22 protein-coding genes are annotated in these 19,931 nt (G+C 61.7%); 6 read left to right on the plus strand and 16 right to left on the minus strand.

What is annotated here, in order from left to right; translation table 11 throughout:
- Positions 1 to 206: 206 nt before the first annotated feature.
- Positions 207 to 749, plus strand: a complete 543-nt coding sequence (locus BOP93_RS18615; RefSeq protein ID WP_104504094.1) for an exonuclease domain-containing protein — start codon at positions 207 to 209, stop codon at positions 747 to 749.
- Between the two features lie 198 nt (positions 750 to 947).
- Positions 948 to 1,229, plus strand: coding sequence for a pyrimidine/purine nucleoside phosphorylase (locus BOP93_RS18620; RefSeq protein ID WP_104504096.1), 282 nt, complete (start codon positions 948 to 950; stop codon positions 1,227 to 1,229).
- A gap of 49 nt (positions 1,230 to 1,278) precedes the next feature.
- On the opposite strand, the gene BOP93_RS18625 is transcribed toward BOP93_RS18620, so the two are convergent.
- On the minus strand, positions 1,279 to 2,082 hold the full coding sequence (locus tag BOP93_RS18625) for an MOSC domain-containing protein (protein WP_104504098.1): 804 nt from the start codon (positions 2,080 to 2,082) through the stop codon (positions 1,279 to 1,281).
- Positions 2,083 to 2,122: 40 nt separating this feature from the next.
- Positions 2,123 to 3,058, minus strand: a complete 936-nt coding sequence (locus BOP93_RS18630) for a chemotaxis protein CheV (protein WP_065888359.1) — start codon at positions 3,056 to 3,058, stop codon at positions 2,123 to 2,125.
- A 577-nt stretch (positions 3,059 to 3,635) separates the two neighbouring features.
- Between BOP93_RS18630 and BOP93_RS18635 the strand changes: the two genes are divergently transcribed.
- From BOP93_RS18635 to BOP93_RS18645, 3 genes are all read left to right on the plus strand, one after another.
- Positions 3,636 to 4,085, plus strand: a complete 450-nt coding sequence (locus BOP93_RS18635; protein ID WP_205885768.1) for a hypothetical protein — start codon at positions 3,636 to 3,638, stop codon at positions 4,083 to 4,085.
- Between the two features lie 273 nt (positions 4,086 to 4,358).
- The gene (locus BOP93_RS18640; RefSeq protein ID WP_104504100.1) at positions 4,359 to 5,252 is read left to right on the plus strand and encodes a sensor histidine kinase; all 894 of its coding nucleotides are present in this window, start codon (positions 4,359 to 4,361) and stop codon (positions 5,250 to 5,252) included.
- Positions 5,249 to 5,908, plus strand: a complete 660-nt coding sequence (locus BOP93_RS18645) for a response regulator transcription factor (protein ID WP_104504102.1) — start codon at positions 5,249 to 5,251, stop codon at positions 5,906 to 5,908. Before BOP93_RS18640 ends, BOP93_RS18645 begins: the two co-directional genes overlap by 4 nt.
- Here the strand turns inward: BOP93_RS18645 and yegS are convergent.
- Positions 5,867 to 6,787, minus strand: coding sequence for a lipid kinase YegS (gene yegS / locus BOP93_RS18650; RefSeq protein ID WP_104504104.1), 921 nt, complete (start codon positions 6,785 to 6,787; stop codon positions 5,867 to 5,869). The two genes, BOP93_RS18645 and yegS, sit on opposite strands and share 42 nt — an antisense overlap.
- Positions 6,788 to 7,000: 213 nt before the next feature.
- On the opposite strand from yegS, the gene BOP93_RS18655 reads away from it, so the two are divergent.
- On the plus strand, positions 7,001 to 7,735 hold the full coding sequence (locus tag BOP93_RS18655) for a DUF6875 domain-containing protein (protein WP_104504106.1): 735 nt from the start codon (positions 7,001 to 7,003) through the stop codon (positions 7,733 to 7,735).
- Positions 7,736 to 7,813: 78 nt separating this feature from the next.
- Here BOP93_RS18655 and BOP93_RS18660 read toward each other — a convergent pair whose 3' ends face one another.
- From BOP93_RS18660 to flhF, 13 genes are all read right to left on the minus strand, one after another.
- Positions 7,814 to 8,206 (minus strand): DUF2802 domain-containing protein, encoded by a 393-nt coding sequence (locus BOP93_RS18660; RefSeq protein ID WP_104504108.1) that lies wholly within the window; start codon positions 8,204 to 8,206, stop codon positions 7,814 to 7,816.
- Complete coding sequence (locus BOP93_RS18665; RefSeq protein ID WP_057721368.1) at positions 8,207 to 8,689, minus strand: chemotaxis protein CheW; 483 nt, start codon at positions 8,687 to 8,689, stop codon at positions 8,207 to 8,209. It abuts the gene before it with no gap.
- A gap of 78 nt (positions 8,690 to 8,767) precedes the next feature.
- Positions 8,768 to 9,559 (minus strand): CheW domain-containing protein, encoded by a 792-nt coding sequence (locus BOP93_RS18670; RefSeq protein ID WP_065888354.1) that lies wholly within the window; start codon positions 9,557 to 9,559, stop codon positions 8,768 to 8,770.
- Positions 9,559 to 10,347 (minus strand): ParA family protein, encoded by a 789-nt coding sequence (locus tag BOP93_RS18675; RefSeq protein WP_065888353.1) that lies wholly within the window; start codon positions 10,345 to 10,347, stop codon positions 9,559 to 9,561. The genes BOP93_RS18670 and BOP93_RS18675 overlap by 1 nt, the downstream gene beginning before the upstream one ends.
- A 50-nt stretch (positions 10,348 to 10,397) precedes the next feature.
- Positions 10,398 to 11,285: a flagellar motor protein MotD gene (motD, locus tag BOP93_RS18680; protein ID WP_104504110.1), complete on the minus strand. Its 888-nt coding sequence runs from the start codon at positions 11,283 to 11,285 to the stop codon at positions 10,398 to 10,400.
- Between the two features lie 142 nt (positions 11,286 to 11,427).
- Entirely contained in the window at positions 11,428 to 12,168 is a 741-nt protein-coding gene (locus BOP93_RS18685) for a flagellar motor protein (RefSeq protein WP_057721364.1), read from the minus strand.
- Positions 12,168 to 13,307, minus strand: a complete 1,140-nt coding sequence (locus BOP93_RS18690; RefSeq protein ID WP_104504112.1) for a protein-glutamate methylesterase/protein-glutamine glutaminase — start codon at positions 13,305 to 13,307, stop codon at positions 12,168 to 12,170. The genes BOP93_RS18685 and BOP93_RS18690 overlap by 1 nt, the downstream gene beginning before the upstream one ends.
- Before the next feature lie 50 nt (positions 13,308 to 13,357).
- The gene (locus BOP93_RS18695) at positions 13,358 to 15,577 is read right to left on the minus strand and encodes a chemotaxis protein CheA (protein WP_104504114.1); all 2,220 of its coding nucleotides are present in this window, start codon (positions 15,575 to 15,577) and stop codon (positions 13,358 to 13,360) included.
- Positions 15,578 to 15,588: 11 nt separating this feature from the next.
- Positions 15,589 to 16,377, minus strand: a complete 789-nt coding sequence (locus tag BOP93_RS18700) for a protein phosphatase CheZ (RefSeq protein ID WP_057721361.1) — start codon at positions 16,375 to 16,377, stop codon at positions 15,589 to 15,591.
- A gap of 18 nt (positions 16,378 to 16,395) precedes the next feature.
- Positions 16,396 to 16,770, minus strand: a complete 375-nt coding sequence (locus BOP93_RS18705; protein WP_015885173.1) for a chemotaxis response regulator CheY — start codon at positions 16,768 to 16,770, stop codon at positions 16,396 to 16,398.
- A 167-nt stretch (positions 16,771 to 16,937) separates the two neighbouring features.
- Positions 16,938 to 17,678: an RNA polymerase sigma factor FliA gene (gene fliA / locus BOP93_RS18710; RefSeq protein ID WP_049712165.1), complete on the minus strand. Its 741-nt coding sequence runs from the start codon at positions 17,676 to 17,678 to the stop codon at positions 16,938 to 16,940.
- Positions 17,675 to 18,508 carry a flagellar synthesis regulator FleN gene (gene fleN / locus BOP93_RS18715; RefSeq protein ID WP_003192912.1) on the minus strand — a complete coding sequence of 278 codons (834 nt, stop codon included), beginning with the start codon at positions 18,506 to 18,508 and terminating at the stop codon, positions 17,675 to 17,677. Before fleN ends, fliA begins: the two co-directional genes overlap by 4 nt.
- Before the next feature lie 105 nt (positions 18,509 to 18,613).
- Positions 18,614 to 19,930, minus strand: coding sequence for a flagellar biosynthesis protein FlhF (flhF, locus tag BOP93_RS18720; protein WP_104504116.1), 1,317 nt, complete (start codon positions 19,928 to 19,930; stop codon positions 18,614 to 18,616).
- Position 19,931: the final 1 nt, after the last annotated feature.

A 19,931-nucleotide genomic window follows, 5' to 3' on the forward strand; every position in this document is an offset into this window, starting at 1 on the left:
ACTATCGTCTTGGCGGGCAATTTAGGCCGTGGCAGTCACCCAAGCAAGCGCTTGGGCAAAACTGGTGTACAGGGTTTACAAACCAAGCGTGTGCTTGGCAGCCTCGCAACCAGCCATTGGAAGATTGAATAAGTCCCCTGGGCGGAACTACATGGCCCGGCTACGCTCTATCCCCATCAGGACAGGAACAGTACGGGAACCTGCGCATGCCTCATTGGCTGATTATTGACCTTGAAGCCACAACGGATGACGGCGGCTGGCCCGTGACGGAGATGGAGGTCATCGAAATCGGCGCAAGCCTGGTCAACCGCCAGGGCCGCGAGCTGGATCACTTCCAGCGCTTCGTGCGACCGCTGCGGCGGCCACTGCTGACGCCCTTTTGCCGCCAATTGACCCATATCACCCAGGCCAACATCGACGCGGCAGCGCCCATCACCGAGGTGTGGCCGCTGTTCGAACGCTGGCTCGGCCAGCATCAGCCACGCCTGGAAGGCTGGGCCAGCTGGGGCGATTATGATCGCGTGCAGCTGGAGCTGGAATGGCAGCGCAATGGCCTGGCCAGTGCGCTCGGCCAGACGCCCCATGTCAACCTCAAGCAGCGTTTCGCCAAGGCGCGCCGTCTGGACAAGCCGCTCGGGCTCAATGGCGCGCTGCAATTGGCGGGGATGCAGTTCGTTGGCCAGCAGCATCGCGCCCTGGAAGATGCGCGCAACACGGCGCGCCTGCTGCCGCTGATTTTGCCGGTCTAGGCAGCTCTGAAAGGCTTGGGCATACTGATCAACCTTTTTGCCTTAATGCTGCCACCTGTAGGAGCGAGCTTGCTCGCGAAGATCGCCAACGATAACGCAGCGCATCTGGGTTAACGGGGTGCTCTCAGGTTTTTCGCGAGCAAGCTCGCTCCTACAGGGGTTGGCGTAAGCTTTGACCCTTTTTCCGAGGATTCACCCATGTTCAAAGTCAACGAATACTTCGACGGCACCGTCAAGTCGATCGCTTTCGGCACCAAGGAAGGTCCGGCCACCATCGGCGTCATGGCCCCGGGTGAATACGAATTCGGCACTGCCCAGCGTGAAATCATGCACGTAATCTCCGGCGCCCTGGTCGTCAAACTGCCTGATGCCGAATGGGAAACCTTCGCTGCCGGCAGCCAGTTCAACGTGCCCGCCAACAGCAAGTTCCAGTTGAAGGTCGCCGAAGACACCGCCTACCTGTGCGAATACCGCAGCTGAACGCTAACCGGCGCCAAAAAAAGCCCGTCTCCTGCGAGACGGGCTTTTTTCATTCCAGCACCGTCACCGGCATGCCGACTTCCAACTGCCCAACCCCATCGTTGACCAGGTTCTGGCCGAACATCGCGCCCTGCTCGGTGCTGCGATAGGCCTGGAGCGTCGCGAACGGCTCGCGGTCCGGGCTGCGCTCGCCGGTCTGCGGGTCGATGGTGGTGAGGATGCAACGCGAACAGGGCTTGACCACGCGAAACTCCACCTCGCCGATGCGCAAGCGTTTCCAGCCATCCTCGGCGAAGGCCGCGCCGCCTTCGATGACCAGGTTGGGACGAAAGCGCAGCATCTCCATCGGCCGGCCGATGCGGGCGCACATATCGTCCAGGGAAGCCTGGCCGATCAGTAGCAAGGGGTAACCGTCGGCAAAGCCCACCTGATCGCTATCCTCGCCGAAACCATGCTGGGTGAAGCGGGCGCGGTCCACGGGCATATGCACCAGGCGCGTCGGTTTACCGATGAAGGCGCTGACCCAGGCCGCCGCCGCATCGCCCGCGTCCGGCACGCGCAGGGTGTCGTGCCAGATGGTCACACCGCGCAACGCGTCGGCGCCGGGCAGTGCCACGTCCAGTGTCCCATGGCCCGGCGAGCTGAGGGTCAGGCCGCCCGCCGGGTTCCACAGGGCCGTCAACTGGCTCATCTTCGCCACGGCGCGTTGCGTGAGGAATCGCCCGCTGGCTTCGTCCACCAGCATCCAGCGGCGATCCCCTTCCAGCCCGAGCTTGTCCAGGCCAATCTGCTGCAGGACTTCGGCCTTACCGGACTTCAAGGGGTAACGGTACAACGCGCTGAGACGGAGCATGAGCCTGCTTTCCTGGGAAACAAAGGGTCATACCCTAAGGTCAGGCGGGCACTTCGTCCAGCATCAGTCGCTCACGCACCACATCCACCAGTTTGTCGGGCTGGAACTTGGAGAGGAAATTGTCGCAGCCGACCTTCTTCACCATCGACTCGTTGAAGCTGCCCGAAAGCGAGGTGTGCAGCACCACATAGAGGCCACGCAGGCGCGGGTCGTTGCGGATTTCGGTGGTGAGGCGGTAGCCATCCATCTCGGGCATTTCGGCGTCGGTGAAGATCATCAGCAGCTTGTCGGTCATCACCTGGCCGCTGTCGGCCCAGGCCTTGAGCATGTTCAGCGCCTTGAGGCCGTCGCTGGCGATGTGCATCTTCACGCCCAACTGGCCGAGGGTGTCACGCAATTGCGAGAGCGCCACGTTGGAGTCGTCCACCAGCAGCACTTCGCGGCCACGGGCGCGTTCCAGCACCGGGTCTTCGAGTTTTTCCCGGGAGACCTTGGCGTTGTAGGGCACGATTTCAGCGAGGACTTTTTCCACATCGATGATTTCCACCAACTGGTCGTCGACCTTGCTGATGGCGGTGAGGTAATGCTGGCGACCGGCACTGGCCGGCGGCGGCAGGATGGCTTCCCAGTTCATGTTGACGATGCGGTCGACGCCGCCCACCAGGAAGGCCTGCACCGAGCGGTTGTACTCGGTGACGATGATGGTGCTGTTGGGACCTGGCACCAGCGGGCGCATGCCGATCGCCTGGGACAGGTCGATCACCGGCAAGGTCTGGCCGCGCAGGTTGACCACACCACACACAAAGGGATGACGCTGGGGCATCAGGGTCAGCTTGGGCAGTTGCAGCACTTCCTGCACCTTGAACACATTGATCGCGAACAGCTGCCGCCCGAACAAGCGGAACATGAGAATTTCCAGGCGATTCTCACCCACCAATTGCGTGCGTTGATCTACCGTGTCGAGAATGCCGGCCATTGAGAGCTCCTGGTGTGCACGTGGGTTTCACGCTGTGGGTGCAGTTCTGAGAGTGTTGTTCTGAGAGAGTGCAGTTCATATACGCAAGTTATCGGCGCCAAACGCCAGACCTTGACCCTGGTAAAATGCCATGTAAACACATTGATGTCACACTGACATCATGGTTTACTGCATCAGCCCTCTTGCACAGCTGTGTCGCCGCCTTGCGCGACACTCGATTCGACGCTCGGTTCCACTGCATAGGGGATTCCCCTATGCGCAATCAGGCCCGACCTGATATTCGCAATATCTAATAGCCATTAATGTGACGCCATTCTCATTGCATGAATGGAGTCAGGCTTTTGTTTGCCATCCCAAGCCATAGGCCAGCGGGCCTTCCCGGCACTCACGTATCGGCAACTGAAGTCGTGTCATCCCGCTCAACAGGGGTTACGCACGACTTTCGTGGGCATTTCAATAAACATCCTACGGGAATATCGGAAGCAGCCTACAAGCCTCAATCCTATTTCAGCGCTAGCTTTAAGCCATTCACCCGGTGCGATATCTCATCACCCGAGCTTGAGTTGCGGAGACATGCATGATGAATAGCGCGAACGAATGGCAAACGGCACTTCCCGAGTTTCTGCTGGAGGCCGAAAAGCTGCTGGTCAAGTCGCAAGAGTGCCTGAACCATCTGCATTTGATCCGTGATGACAGCGACGCCATCGACTGCATGAAAACCAGCCTGGCCAAGCTGGCTGAAAAGGCCGACAAGCTGGCGCTGCAGGCGATCAGTGATTTCTCGGGGCGCCTTCAAGCGCTCATTGCCAACGCCCGGAGCCCCATGCAACTGCATGATCAGGCATTGGATGCGTTGCATGACTGCCTGACGCTGCTGGCCTGGCAACTGGAGCTGATCGACACGCGCACCGGTGAACTGCCCCTGGACGAGAGTGAGCAGACAGCGTTGATTGCGACAGTGGCCTTGCAGATTCCGCAAAAGGAGTTCAGTCATGACCCGCAGCGACGGTTGCATCACGGGGCCTAAGCTTTCTGCAGGTCGTATTTGATAACCGCTTATCCAAAAGCGACACAAACCAACTTTAATAATACAACTTCCACTTTTTAACTCTGGGAATACCACCCAGAGTATTTGCGTGGGCCATAAACCAATCAGGCGACCAGCGGTAACAGGGGTGGTACTATGCCCCACTCGAAGTAACTCAACTTCATCATGTTTAAAAACGATCCGGCAGCGTATTCCAAACCGAGCCCGGCCAACCGGTCTCCCCGCAGCGAACCCTCAGTGGCTTCATCCGTTATGTACGCCAATCTCAAGCCACTGTTCTCAAGGTCTGTGTCGCGCAGCACTGCACGCCGCATCATCCTCGCATTGTGCCTGTGTTCGTTGTCTGCCAGCGCATGGGCGTACCTGCACGCCTCACCCTTGTCGCTATTGATCCTGCTGCTCAACCTGGCCACGTTGGCGGTGGTGGGCCTGCACCAATGGCGTTCGCGCAAATCCATCAAGTTCCAGCCGCAGGAATTGGCCGATCGCCTGTTGCAGGTACAGGAAAACGAACGCCATCGCCTCAGCCGCGAGCTGCATGACGACATCGGCCAACTGCTGACCGCCGCCAAGCTGCAAAGCGAATGGCTGCAGCGTCGCCTGCCGCCAGAGCTGCAGGATCAATGCACGGCGCTGTGCAATACTCTCAACGAAACCCTGGCCAAGGTGCGCGACGTGTCCGCCATCCTCAACCCGCGCCAGTTGGCCAGCCTGGGCCTGGAAGCAAGCTTGCGCGCGCACCTGCTCAAGACCCTGGAAAACACCCAGGTCTGCTGGAGCCTGGAATGCCAGCAGCGCCTGGCAGGGATCCCTGAAGAAATGGCCGTGGCAGCGTTTCGTATCACCCAGGAAGCGGTGACCAACATGCTCCGTCACGCCCAGGCGCACAACGTGCTGGTGCGCCTGCAACGCCTGCCCGAAGGCCTGTCGCTGATGATCTGCGATGACGGCGTGGGCTTTTCGCCCGCTGTTGATCCAGGCAGGGAGGGCCAGCGCGGCATGGCGGGCATGTACGAGCGACTGGATCAACTGGGGGGCACCTTGTCCGTCAGCAGTCGGCCAGGCAAAGGCACGCGGATCGACGCATTGTTTCCCTGGGCGCCACGCGCACTCGAACGGGCCAGCGCGCCTGAGGTTGCCCGGTGACCTGCAACCTGCTCCTGGTGGATGACCACGCGCTGATTCGTGCCGGCGTTCGTGCGCTGATCCTGGATATTCCCGGCTATGATGTGATTGGCGAAGCCAGCGATGGCGCGCAATTGCTTGAGCAGTTTCGCGCCCTTCAACCGGATATCGTGCTGCTGGACCTGTCAATGAAACACACCGGCGGCCTCGACGCCCTGCAGCAACTCAAGGGTGCCTACCCCAAGAGCAAAGTGCTGATCCTGTCGATGCACACCGAGCCCGACTTGATCATGCGCGCGCTGGAGTCGGGCGCTCACGGTTACCTGCTCAAAGACATGACCGGCAACGAGTTGGAACACGCCCTGCGGGCCCTGCGCAACAACGAGCGCTACCTGAGCCCGGCCATCGCCCACACCGTGATCAACCAGGCGCTGACCCGCAGCCACGGTCCGGCCTCGCCCGTCCCCCATAGCCACAACCTGACGGCGCGGCAGTTGGAAATCCTGCGCCTGATCGTGCGCGGCAAGTCCACTCGGGAAATCGCCCACGGCTTGGGTTTGAGCATCAAGACCGTAGAGGCGCATCGCTCACAAATCATGAAGCGCCTGCAGATTTTCGACGTGGCGGGCCTGGTGTTATTCGCGGTGCGCGAGCAGATCATCAGCCTGGACGACTAGGGGCGACCCCAGCGGCAGGTGCACCCGCAGGGCCTTGGGCAAGGCTTCGAAATGCAGGTCGTCGCCTTCCAGCGGCTCGCCATCGAGGTTGATGTACAAGCCTTGCGCGCCCTTGATATTGACCCACGGCAGACGAGCGCGCACGAACATGGTGTCCAGGCCCCAGCCGTTGCTCATCAATTCGCGCAGGGTGCCCACCACTTCCTGGGGCGCCGGCAAGATGCTTATGTCGAGCAACCCGTCATCGGCCAGTGCGCCGGGGCACAGCACATGCCCGCCGCCGGCCTGGCGCCCGTTGCCGATGCCCAGCGCGAGCAGCTCGCCTTTCCAGTGGAAATCCGGGCCTTCCAGCTCACCGTAGGCGGCCTTCAATTCACTGAAGCGCGATAAGCCGGTGAACAGGTAAGCGGCGCCGCCGAGGACTTTCTTCAGGTCTTCGGAGGTGTTGGCAGTGACCTGGCTGCCGAAACCGCCGGTGGCCATGTTCAGGAAGATCTGCCCGCCGACCTGGCCGAGGTCGATTGCCCTTGGCTCGACATCCAGCAACGCCAGGGCGCCGGCCGGCTCCAGCGGCACGCCGGCGGCTTTGGCGAAGTCGTTGGCGGTGCCCAGGGGCATCAACACCAGGCTGGCGTCGGTGCCGGCTTGCGCCATCGCTTCGGCGACATCGCGCAAGGTGCCGTCGCCACCGCCGGCGATGATATGGGTATAGCCGTTTTCCAATGCCTCGTTGACCAGGCGCAGCGCATCGCCGCCCTCCCACGTCACCCGTACCGCCAGCTCCCAACCCTGCTTGCGCCTGGCCTGCACGGCGCTGCGCACGTCCTCGTTGAGGGCTTGCTTGCCGTGGAGGATTAACAGGGCCTTGGGGGTTGTCATGGGGGAGTCTCCTGGTTCAAAGGTGCTTGAAGGATGTTGACCCTGAAACAGCAGGAAAAAGTCACTGGGGATTGGAAATTAGTGACGACCTTACTCTGGGCTCAAAGATTTCGTACACGGCCCCAGGACATTGCACCTTCGTACCGTGGCCGCACTCCCTCAACCTCATCGTGCACGCACCTCTCCAGACTTCAACCAAAACGAGCGGCGAACATGATGAAGATAGAACCCCAACATACAAATCACTCGACACCCCTCGAACTGATCCCCATTGCCAACTTGATCAACTCAGCGCATGAGGACGACTCAACACTCAGCCCTTTGCAGCACATCGCACGCTGGTCCAGTGAATACCTGTGCAAGCCCAGCGCGGACATCGGACGCCCCGGCGTAGTCTGTCCCTGGACGCCCAACGCGATAAAACGAGAAACGTTCTGGCTGACCGAACTGGCGACGCGCGACCGTTGCGACCAGGCCGTATGCGAAGACATGCTGTCGTTAATTGACCACTTCAACCGGGCAGCGCCGACAGAAGGTGATAAAACCCAATTCAAGACTATTGTCGCCGTCTTTCCTGATATTCATCCGGAACATAAAGTCGACGAGTTTCACGCCATGTTGAAGCCCGCCTTTCTTGACGCGGGTCTAATGCTTGGCGAGTTCTATTCCACCTGCAAAAAACCTGGCCTCAGGAATTCGGAGTTCCGGCCACTGACCTCGCCCATACCGCTACTGGTGGTCAGGGAGATGGTGGATTTCGACATTGTATTTCTTGCAGATTCGCAGGCCTACGTTAACGCCTACTTGAAACGCCACGGCGCTGCGGGGTTGGACACACTCGAACGGACGCTCAAACACCGCGAACGCTTTGGCCTGGATCCGGACCAGGTTGTCATCCTTGAACGCACCCTGGCTGAACACCGCACCACCGACTCGAGGGTGAGCTAGCGACAGGACTGGCATTGGCGGGCAAGACGCAATGGGTGCGCGTGTGATGCCTGGCCGGTGCCTGTCGGCCAAACAGGCTCAGCTCTTGTGCAACTTGCTCATCAACTGCGCCTCGGCCTGGGTCAACCCGCACGACTGGGTCAACTCATCCACGGTCGCGCCCATGCCCACCAGCTTGGCGGCCTGGGCAAATGACAGGTTCGAAGGATCGCGCTGTTCCAACTGCACCAACTTGTCCGGCAACGGCCCGAGAATCGCGCGCAGTTCATGCACCTCATCGCCGACCCGCACCACCGTCTGCTGGAAATGATCGACGCGTTTGACCAGCTCCAGAATGCGCCGGTCACGCACCGCATCGCGCTCGGCCTGTTGCAGGGCCAACTCGCGTTGCTGGCGCATGTAGCGCAGCAGGAATGCCAAGGTCCCGGCCCATAACAGGGCCAGGACAATCACCGCCGCCTCAAGGAACAATCAGATGCTCTCCAGTTCCGACCACTCTTCCTCGCTCATCATTTTGTCCAGCTCAACCAGAATCAACAGCTCGTTGTTCTTGTTGCACACGCCCTGGATAAACTTGGCGGATTCTTCGTTGCCCACGTTCGGCGCGGTTTCCACTTCCGACTGGCGCAGGTAGACCACTTCGGCGACGCTGTCGACCATGATCCCGACCACTTGCTTGTCGGCTTCGATGATGACGATGCGCGTGTTGTCGTTGACATCGGTCGGTGCCAGGCCGAAGCGCTGGCGCGTGTCGATCACCGTCACCACGTTGCCGCGCAGGTTGATGATGCCCAGCACGTAGCTCGGCGCACCCGGTACCGGGGCGATCTCGGTGTAGCGCAGCACTTCCTGCACGCGCATCACGTTAATGCCGTAGGACTCGTTGTCCAGTTTGAAGGTCACCCATTGCAGGATCGGATCATCCAAACCTTGTGCGGACGCTGACTTGTTCATCTTTCTGACCCCTCAAATGCCGCTATCGACGGCGTGTGTGCTAATGGGCCGCGCAACCGCACGACCTTTATTGTCCAATCAACTGCGTTTGTTCTGCGCCATCGTCTTGACTGCGCCACTGGCGATCAACTCGGCCAGTTCGGCGACGTCGAGCAATGCGCACATGTGTTCGATCACGGTGCCCGCCAACCACGGCCGTTGGCCACGGTGGCTGCGCCATTTGATTTCGTTCGGATCCAGGCGCAACGAGCGGCTGACTTGATGCACCGCCAGCCCCCACTCGTAACCCTGCACGGAGATCACGTACTGCAGGCCCTGTTGAAAGTCGTCACGGTAGCGGTCGGGCATCACCCAACGCGCAGTATCCAGCACCTTGAGATTGCCGGCCTGGCTGGGCAGGATGCCGAGAAACCACTCCGGCTGCCCGAACAGTGGGGTCAGCTCCTGACCTTCCAGGGAATAGATCGAGCCCAGGCACACCAGCGGCACCGCCAGGGTCAAGCCGGCGACGTCGAACAGCAGGCACTCGAACGGCTCGGCGGCCCAGGACGGGCGACCGTCACCGGTCACCGGCGGCGGCGTGATGCTCGGCGGCAGGTGCACTTGCACGATCGGCTCGACCACCACCGGCGCCACCACCTCAGGCGTGATCGGCAGCACCACGGGCAGCGCCTCGACCCGGGCATCGCGGGCCTGCTCCTCGAGCACCGCCAACTGGAACTCATCCAGCGCCGCTTCGACCTCAATGACCGGCTCCGGCACCAGGATCGGTTCCGGCAGTTCTTCGGCGGTCGCGTCCTGCAGCAAGGCATCCAGGTAGGATTCCAGTGCCAGTTGCGGCCGCGTCTTGTATTGAACGGGACGATTCATCACGCCACCTGCGCCACAAGTTGCTGGGACAGCAGGTGCTTGAGCAACGCCCGATACGCCAGTACGCCACGGCTCTTGCCGTCGAACTGCGACGGCGTAAGCCCGGCGCGGCTGGCGTCGCGCAGGCGCGTGTCCACCGGGATGTAGCCATTCCAGATGCTGTCCGGGTAGCCATCGCGCAGCACGCGCAGGGTGCCGAGAGACGCCTGGGTACGCCGGTCGAACAAGGTCGGCACGATGCTGTACGGCAGCGCCTGTTTGCGCGAACGGTTGATCATCGCCAGGGTGCTGACCATGCGCTCCAGGCCTTTGACGGCCAGGTGCTCGGTCTGTACCGGGATCACCAACTGCTGGCTGGCCGCCAACGCATTGACCATCAGCACGCCGAGCAACGGCGGGCTGTCGATGATCGCGTAGTCGAAGTCCTGCCACAGTTGCGCCAGGGTCTTGGCGATCACCAGGCCCAGGCCGCTCTGGCCCGGCGACTGGCGCTCAAGGGTGGCCAGGGCGGTGCTGGACGGCAACAGCGAAATACTGTCACTGCTGGTGGGCAGCAGCAGTTGCCGGGGCAAGTCGCTCGGCACGCTGCCCTTGTGCAGGAACAGGTCGTAGCAACTGTGTTCCAGCGCATCCGGGTCGTAGCCGAAATAGCTGGTCATGGAGCCGTGGGGGTCCAGGTCGACCACGACCACGCGCTTGCCTGCCTCGGCCAGCAAGCCGGCTAAAGCGATGGACGTGGTGGTCTTGCCGACTCCACCCTTTTGATTGGCAACTGCCCAGACTCTCATTCGGTTGATTCCTCCCGGCGGGCACAGGCGCGACCGAGACATTGCATGGGTTATTGAGCCGGTGACGGAGAATTGACGGAGCTTGTCCGCACCGGCGACTTTGCAGGGGCCGGTGCAGTTTGTGTGCCAGCACGCCTCAACGCGGCATCCGGTGTTGCATTCGCCGTGCCGGTGCCGGTCAGGCTGCGGCGTACATCCAGGTTACGTGACACCACCAGCACCACGCGCCGGTTGCGCCCGCGGCCTTCGGCCGTGGCGTTATTGGCCACCGGCTGGAACTCACCATAGCCCACCGACGCCAGGCGCTGGGGGTTGACCCCCTGCATCGCGAGCATGCGCACGATGCTCGCCGCGCGCGCCGAGGACAGTTCCCAGTTGGTCGGGTACTGCGCGGTGCTGATCGGCACATTGTCGGTAAAGCCTTCGACGTGAATCGGGTTTTCAAACGGCCTGAGGATCGCCGCCACCTTGTCGATGATGGTGAAGGCCTGGTCGCTCGGCAACGCATCGGCGCTGGCGAACAACAGGCTGGAATTGAGCTCGATCTCCACCCACAACTCATTGCCGCGTACGGTCATCTGGTTGGACCTGATCAGGTCACCGAAGGCGGCGCTGATATCGTCGGCGATGCTTTTGAGCGGGTCGCTGGTGCCGCCGATGCCGGCGGCGGTTTCATCGCTGTCGTTGACCAGTGGCTTGGCCGGCGTCACCGTCCTGGGCCGTTCTTCGCCAATGGGAATCGGCTTGAGCGCGCGCTCGGAATCGTTGAACACCCCGACCAATGCCTGGGAAATGATCTTGTACTTGCCTTCGTTGATCGACGAGATCGAGTACATCACCACGAAAAATGCAAACAGCAGGGTGATGAAGTCCGCGTAGGACACCAGCCAGCGTTCATGGTTGACGTGTTCTTCAGGCTCGCGACGGCGACGGCTCACAGGCACCCCCCTCCACACACCCGCCCCACTGTAGGAGCGAGCTTGCTCGCGAAAAACCCGAGAGCAACGCGTTTATCCAGGATACCCGCGTTATCGTTGACGATTTTCGCGAGCAAGCTCGCTCCTACAAGGTTCATACCCATCAATCCGAGAAGCCCTGGAGCTTCAGTTCGATGGAGCGCGGGTTTTCGCCCTCGGCGATCGACAGGATGCCTTCGAGCAGCATTTCGCGGTAACGGGACTGGCGCATGGCAATCGACTTGAGCTTGCTCGCCACCGGCAGCAACACCAGGTTGGCGCTCGCCACGCCATAGATGGTGGCGACAAACGCCACGGCAATGCCGCTGCCCAGTTGCGAAGGGTCGGCCAGGTTGCCCATCACGTGGATCAGGCCCATCACCGCGCCGATGATGCCGATGGTCGGCGCGTAACCGCCCATGCTTTCAAACACTTTGGCCGCATTGATGTCACGGCTTTCCTGGGTGTAGAAATCCACCTCGAGGATGCTGCGGATCGCCTCCGGTTCGGCGCCGTCCACCAGCAGTTGCAAGCCCTTGCGGGCGTAGCTGTCGGGTTCGGCATCGGCCACGCCTTCCAGGCCCAGCAAGCCTTCCTTGCGGGCGGTGAGGCTCCAGTTGACCACGCGGTCGATGCCGCCTGGCATGTCGACCCGTGGCGGAAAAATGATCCAGACCAGGATCTGCATGGCGCGCTTGAACGAGCTCAGGGGCGACTGCAGCAACGCCGCGCCCACGGTGCCGCCGATGACGATCAGCGCCGCCGGGCCGTTGGCCAGGGCGCCGAGGTGGCCGCCTTCCAAGTAGTTGCCGCCGATGATGGCGACAAACGCCAGAGTGATGCCGATCAGGCTCAAGACATCCATCAGAGGCAGGCCTCCACCAGATGCTTGCCGATGTCGTCCAGGCTGTAGATCGCGTCGGCCAGGTCAGCCTTGACGATGGCCATGGGCATGCCATAGATCACGCAGCTGGCTTCGTCCTGGGCCCAGATGGCGCTGCCGCCCTGCTTGAGCAGGCGCGCGCCCTCACGGCCATCGGCGCCCATGCCGGTGAGCACCACCGCCAGAACTTTGTCGCCGTAGGACTTGGCCGCCGAACCGAAGGTGATATCCACGCACGGCTTGTAGTTGAGGCGCTCGTCGCCCGGCAGGATCTTGATCGCACCACGGCCGTCCACCATCATCTGCTTGCCGCCCGGCGCCAGCAGCGCCAGGCCAGGGCGCAGGATGTCGCCGTCCTCGGCTTCCTTGACGCTGATGCGGCACAGCTTGTCCAGGCGCTCGGCGAAGGCCTTGGTGAACGCGGCGGGCATGTGTTGCACCAGCACGATCGGCGCCGGGAAGTTGGCCGGCAGTTGGGTCAATACCCGCTGCAGGGCGACCGGGCCGCCGGTGGACGTGCCGATGGCGACCAGCTTGTAGGCCTTGCGCTTGGGCGCGGGCGAATGGGCGCTCGGTGCCGCGGCACGACTGGGGGCTGCCGGCGCGATACGCGCTGCCGGTGCCGGTGCCGGCGCGGGGCGGTTGAACGACGACGCCGGCGCGGCTGCAGCTACGGGTGCAGGCGTCGGCGCAGGGGCTGGCGCGCTGAACAGGCTGCGACGGTTACTGCGTGAAATGCTGTGCACTTTCTCGCACAGCATCTGCTTGACCTTCTCGGGGTTGCGCGAGATGTCTTCGAAATTCTTCGGCAGGAAATCCACCGCGCCTGCATCCAGCGCATCCAGGGTCACCCGGGCGCCTTCGTGGGTCAGCGAGGAGAACATCAATACCGGTGTCGGGCAACGTTGCATGATATGACGCACGGCCGTGATGCCATCCATCATCGGCATTTCGTAGTCCATGGTGATCACGTCCGGCTTCAACGCAATGGCTTGTTCGATCGCCTCTTTGCCGTTGGTGGCCGTGCCGACTACCTGGATCGTTGGATCGGCGGAAAGAATCTCCGAGACGCGGCGGCGGAAGAAACCCGAATCGTCCACCACCAGGACCTTGACTGCCATAAACACTCCGTTAGACGGGGCGGGCACTCGCGCGCCCTGCCCCGCCAGAATCAAATACGCCGTGCGGCGTAACGCTTGAGCATGCTCGGAACATCGAGAATCAGCGCGATGCGACCGTCACCGGTGATGGTGGCACCCGACATGCCCGGGGTGCCCTGCAGCATCTTGCCCAAAGGCTTGATCACCACTTCTTCCTGGCCCACCAGTTGATCGACCACAAAGCCGATGCGCTGGGTGCCCACCGACAGAATCACCACATGGCCCTCGCGCTGCTCTTCATGCTTGGCCGACGCCACCAGCCAGCGCTTGAGGTAGAACAGCGGCAAGGCCTTGTCGCGCACGATCACCACTTCCTGGCCGTCCACCACGTTGGTGCGCGACAGGTCGAGGTGGAAGATCTCGTTGACGTTGACCAGCGGGAAGGCAAACGCCTGGTTGCCCAGCATCACCATCAGGGTCGGCATGATCGCCAGGGTCAACGGCACCTTGATGACGATCTTGGAGCCCTGGCCCTTGGTCGAGTAGATATTGATCGAGCCGTTGAGCTGGCTGATCTTGGTCTTCACCACGTCCATGCCGACGCCACGCCCGGACACGTCGGAAATCTCGGTCTTGGTCGAGAAACCCGGCGCGAAGATCAGGTTGTAGCACTCGGTGTCGGTCAGGCGGTCGGCGGCGTCCTTGTCCATCACGCCGCGCTTGACCGCGATATTGCGCAAGATGGTCGGGTCCATGCCTTTGCCGTCGTCGGTGATCGACAACAGGATGTGGTCGCCCTCTTGCTCCGCCGCCAGGATCACCTTGCCATTGCGTGGCTTGCCCGAGGCTTCGCGTTCTTCCGGGGTTTCCACGCCGTGGTCGACGGCGTTGCGCACCAAGTGGACCAGCGGGTCGGCCAGGGCCTCGACGAGGTTTTTGTCGAGGTCGGTTTCTTCGCCCACCAGCTCCAGGGTGATTTCTTTCTTGAGCTGGCGCGCCAGGTCGCGAACCAGGCGCGGAAAGCGGCCGAAGACTTTCTTGATCGGCTGCATCCGCGTTTTCATCACGGCGGTCTGCAGATCGGCGGTGACCACGTCGAGGTTCGACACGGCCTTCTGCATGGCTTCGTCGCCACTGTTCAGACCCAGGCGCACCAGGCGGTTACGCACCAGTACCAGTTCGCCGACCATGTTCATGATGTCGTCCAGGCGCGCGGTGTCCACGCGCACGGTGGTTTCGGCTTCACTGGCAGGTTTGTCCGCGACCGGCGCCGGGGCAGCACGCGCCGGAGCTGGCGCCGCAGCCGCTGCTGGCGCGGGCTTGGCAGCCGGCGCCGCGGCTTTGGCGGCAACCGGTGCGGGCGTAGCGACCGCTGCGGCGGCAGGAGCGGCCGCGGCCACTTCTGTGAACTTGCCCTTGCCGTGCAACTCGTCGAGCAATGCTTCGAATTCGTTGTCGGAGATCAGCCCGTCGCCGGCCGGTTCAGCCGGTTCCGCCTTGACGGCCGGAGCAGCTGGCGCGGTGGCGGTGGCCGCGACTTGCGGCAAGGCTTCGGCGACAAACGTGCCTTTGCCATGCAGTTGGTCGAGCAATGCCTCGAATTCATCGTCGGTGATATCGGTGCTGGCATTGGCGGGCGCCGCCGCAGGCGGTGCCACCGGGGCCACGGCGTCTGCCGCGAACTGGCCTTTGCCATGCAATTGGTCGAGCAGGGATTCGAATTCGGCGTCGGTAATGTCTTCGCTGGTCGGCGTAGCGACCGGCGCTGCTGCAGCCGGTGCCTCAGCCTCGGCCTTGACCGCATTGAGCGAGTCGAGCAGTTGCTCGAACTCGCTGTCGGTCACATCCGCTTCGGCTTGCACCACCGGCTCAGGCTCGGCTTGCACCGCAGGCGCTTCGGCAGCCGGTTCAGCCAGGCGCGCCAGGGCGGCCAGCAGTTCCGGAGTGGCGGCCGTGATCGGCGCACGTTCGCGCACTTCACTGAACATGCCGTTGACCGCATCCAGTGCTTCGAGAATCACGTCCATCAATTCCGAGTCAACCTTGCGCTCACCCTTGCGCAGGATGTCGAAGACGTTCTCGGCGATGTGGCAGCACTCCACCAGCTCATGGAGCTGGAGGAAGCCGGCGCCCCCTTTTACAGTGTGAAAACCGCGAAAAATTGCATTGAGCAGGTTCGCATCATCCGGGCGGCTTTCCAGCTCAACCAGTTGTTCGGACAGTTGCTCTAAAATTTCGCCGGCCTCTACAAGGAAATCCTGAAGGATTTCTTCATCGGCGCCGAAGCTCATGTGGGTGCTCCTTAGAAGCCTAAACTGGACAGCAAATCGTCTACGTCATCTTGACCGGATACGACGTCTTCACGTTTATCGGCATGAATCTGCGGACCTTCACCCTTGGCGAGATGTTTTTGTGGATCTTTTTCCGAGAGGATCGCTTCGCGGTCATGTTCGATGCCGGCAAAACGGTCGACCTGGCCGGCCATGAGCACCAGTTTGAGCAGGTTGCTTTCCACTTCGGTGACCAGTTGGGTCACCCGCTTGATCACCTGGCCTGTGAGGTCCTGGTAATCCTGGGCCAGCAGAATATCGTTGAGGTTGCTGGCCACCGTGCGGTTTTCCTGTTCGCTGCGCGACAGAAAACCGTCGACGCGACGGGCCAGCTCACGAAACTCTTCAGCCCCCACTTCGCGGCGCATGAAGCGGCCCCAATCCAGGCTCAAGGCCTGGGCTTCGCTGGCCATGCCGTTGACCAGGGGCGTGGCGTTTTCCACCAGGTCCATGGTGCGGTTGGCCGCCGCCTCGGTCAGCCTGACCACATAGGACAGGCGTTCAGTGGCATCGGTGATCTGCGAAATTTCTTCGGCCTGGGGCATGCGCGGGTCAATCTGGAAATTGACGATCGCACTGTGCAGCTCGCGTGTGAGCTTGCCCACCTCCTGGTACAGGCCGCGGTCACGGGTCTGGTTAAGCTCATGGATCAACTGCACCGCGTCGGCGAACTGGCCTTTTTCCAGGCTGTCGACCAACTGGTGAGCATGCTTTTTCAGGGTCGACTCAAAGTCGCCCTGTGACGTTTCGTTATGCTCCATAGCTCCCCCGCGATGGCATTAGCCGTGGATGCGTTCGAAGATTTTTTCGATCTTCTCTTTCAAGGCCAACGCTGTGAATGGCTTGACCACGTAACCGTTGACCCCGGCCTGGGCGGCTTCGATGATCTGTTCACGCTTGGCTTCGGCGGTCACCATCAACACGGGCAGGCTGCGCAGCTTTTCATCGGCGCGCACATGGCGCAGCAAGTCGATGCCGGTCATGCCCGGCATGTTCCAGTCGGTTACCAGAAAGTCGATGCTGCCGCTGTTGAGGATCGGAATCGCCGTAATGCCGTCATCCGCCTCGACCGTGTTAGTGAACCCAAGGTCACGCAACAGGTTTTTTATGATCCGCCGCATCGTTGAGAAGTCATCAACGATGAGGATTTTCATGTTCTTGTCCAATTCGACCTCCAAGCAGTCTTAAACGCGCCCAGCACCTGGACACGCCACTTCAATCAACAGGCGTTACACAAAAAGGACTGCCCAGGGCACCACGGAGCGAATCCGCAAAGGCCGAAACCTTCGCGGTAGCGTCTGCAGTGTCCCCACACTGCCTGTCAGCGCGCGCGCCACTCTCCCAACCGCCCCCGCAAGCGGGCCGCGCACTGGCTATGCAACTGGCTGACACGCGATTCGCTGACCCCCAGGACCTCACCGATTTCCTTGAGGTTCAGCTCTTCGTCGTAGTACAGCGCCAACACCAGGCGCTCGCGCTCCGGCAAATTGGCAATGGCCTCCGCCAACGCGCCCTGGAAACGTTCATCTTCCAGATCGCGCGACGGCTCCATATGCGCGCTCGCGCCGTCCTCGTGCAGCCCTTCGTGTTCGCCGTCCTGCAACAGGTCGTCGAAACTGAACAGGCGGCTGCCCAAGGTATCGTTCAAAATCCCGTAATAATCGTCGAGACTCAATTGGAGTTCGGCCGCAACTTCATGATCTTTAGCGTCACGACCAGTTTTTGCTTCAATTGCGCGAATTGCGTCACTGACCATGCGCGTATTGCGGTGTACCGAACGTGGCGCCCAGTCTCCTTTGCGCACCTCGTCGAGCATCGCGCCACGGATACGGATACCCGCGTACGTCTCGAAACTGGCGCCCTTGCTCGCGTCATATTTGGTCGACACTTCGAGCAGGCCGATCATGCCGGCCTGGATCAAGTCTTCGACCTGGACGCTCGCGGGCAGGCGTGCCAACAGGTGGTAAGCAATGCGCTTGACCAATGGCGCATAGCGCTCGATCAACTCGCCCTGGCTGTCACGGGCGGATTTCTTGTAGGCGTTGTAGCCGTTCGCTGTCATAGCACCGGTCCTGCGCTCGTCTGATGCACCAATCGTTCAACGAAAAACTCCAGATGCCCCCGCGGGTTGGCGGGCAGCGGCCAGGTATCGACCTTCTGGGCAATGGCCTTGAACGCCAGTGCGCACTTCGAACGAGGGAACGCTTCGTAGACCGCACGCTGCTTTTGCACGGCCTTGCGCACACACTCGTCATAGGGAACGGCGCCGACGTATTGTAAAGCCACATCGAGGAAACGATCCGTGACCTTGGTCAACTTGGCGAACAGGTTGCGTCCTTCCTGGGGGCTCTGGGCCATGTTGGCCAGCACGCGGAAGCGGTTCATGCCGTAGTCACGGTTAAGCAGTTTGATCAGGGCGTAGGCGTCGGTGATCGAGGTGGGCTCGTCGCACACCACCAGCAACACTTCCTGAGCTGCGCGCACAAAGCTGACCACCGACTCGCCGATCCCGGCGGCGGTGTCGATCACCAGCACGTCGAGGTTGTCGCCGATATCGCTGAAGGCCTGGATCAGGCCGGCATGCTGCGCCGGGCTCAGGTGCACCATGCTCTGGGTGCCCGAGGCGGCCGGCACGATGCGGATACCACCGGGGCCCTGCAGCAGCACATCGCGCAGCTCACAGCGGCCTTCGATCACATCGGCCAGCGTGTGTTTGGGTGTCAGCCCCAGCAGAACGTCCACGTTCGCCAGGCCCAGGTCAGCATCCAGCAGCATGACGCGACGGCCAAGCTCTGCCAGGGCCAGGGACAAATTCACTGACACGTTAGTTTTGCCGACGCCACCTTTGCCGCCGGTCACCGCGATCACCTGTACGGGATGCATGCTGCCCATTTTATTTCTTTACCTTGTCTTGCTTAGACGCAGGCTACATGGCTTGGCCGCGTGTATCGCTTGCAGGCCATCGATGTAGGTACATTTCACGGTGTTCATCCTGCCTCATCCCACCCGCTTTGCCGGGTTGTGATAAAGGTCGGCGAACATATCGGCCATCGCTTCCTCGCTAGGCTCGTCTTGCATTTGCACGCTGACAGCACGGCTGACCAACTGATGACGGCGCGGCAGATGCAAATCATCCGGAATCCGCGGCCCGTCGGTCAGGTAGGCGACCGGTAGTTCATGACTGATTGCCAGGCTCAATACTTCGCCCAGGCTGGCGGTTTCATCCAGTTTGGTCAGGATACAACCGGCCAGGCCGCAGCGTTTATAGCTGTGGTAGGCAGCGGTAAGAACCTGTTTCTGGCTGGTGGTTGCAAGCACCAGGTAATTTTTTGACTTGATGCCACGCCCGGCCAGGCTTTCGAGCTGCATGCGCAGGGCCGGATCGCTGGCTTGCAGGCCGGCCGTATCGATCAACACCACGCGCTTGCGCAGCAACGGGTCGAGGGCATTGGCCAGGGACTGGCCCGGGTCGACGTGGGTCACCGGCACATTGAGGATGCGGCCCAGGGTTTTGAGCTGTTCCTGGGCGCCGATGCGATAGCTGTCCATGCTCACCAGCGCGATGTTCTGCGCGCCGTACTTGAGCACATACCGGGCGGCCAGCTTGGCCAGGGTGGTGGTCTTGCCCATGCCGGCAGGGCCGACCATGGCGATCACACCGCCCTCTTCCAGGGGTTCGATTTCCGGCGTGGCGATCATGCGCGCCAGGTGCGCCAGCAGCATGCGCCAGGCCTGGCGCGGCTCTTCGACTTCGGCGGTCAGCGCCAGCAGATCACGGGACAACGGGCCGGACAGGCCGATGCGTTGCAGGCGACGCCACAGGTTGGCCTGCTGCGGCTTGCTGCCCTGCAGTTGCGTCCACGCTAAAGAGCCAAGCTGCACTTCGAGCAGCTCGCGCAAGCCATTGAGTTCAAAGCGCATCGAATCGAACACGCGCTGATCGACCGCAGCGACCGGGGCTGGCGCGGCGGGACGGGGCGGTTCGACAAACGTGGGTTCCACCAGCGGCTCGGCGGCGGTCAGCGGCAGGCCGGCGAACAACTGGCGATTGGTGGTGGCGTCGCTGTCGCCGCGCATGCTCAGTTCGGCCTGGGCCGAGACGATGCGCGAAGCGGTCTTGCGCAGCTCGTCTTCAAGCTCCATGTTCGGCACGCGTGGCGCCAGGGCCTGGGGGGTGTAATCCAGGGCAGCCGTCAGCTCGACACCGCCGGCAATACGACGGTTACCGATAATCGCGGCATCGGCGCCCAGCTCATCGCGGACCAACTTCATGGCCTGACGCATATCGGCGGCGAAAAAACGCTTCACTTGCATA

The organism is Pseudomonas orientalis (genome assembly GCF_002934065.1).
GTDB classification, from domain to species: domain Bacteria; phylum Pseudomonadota; class Gammaproteobacteria; order Pseudomonadales; family Pseudomonadaceae; genus Aquipseudomonas; species Aquipseudomonas orientalis_A.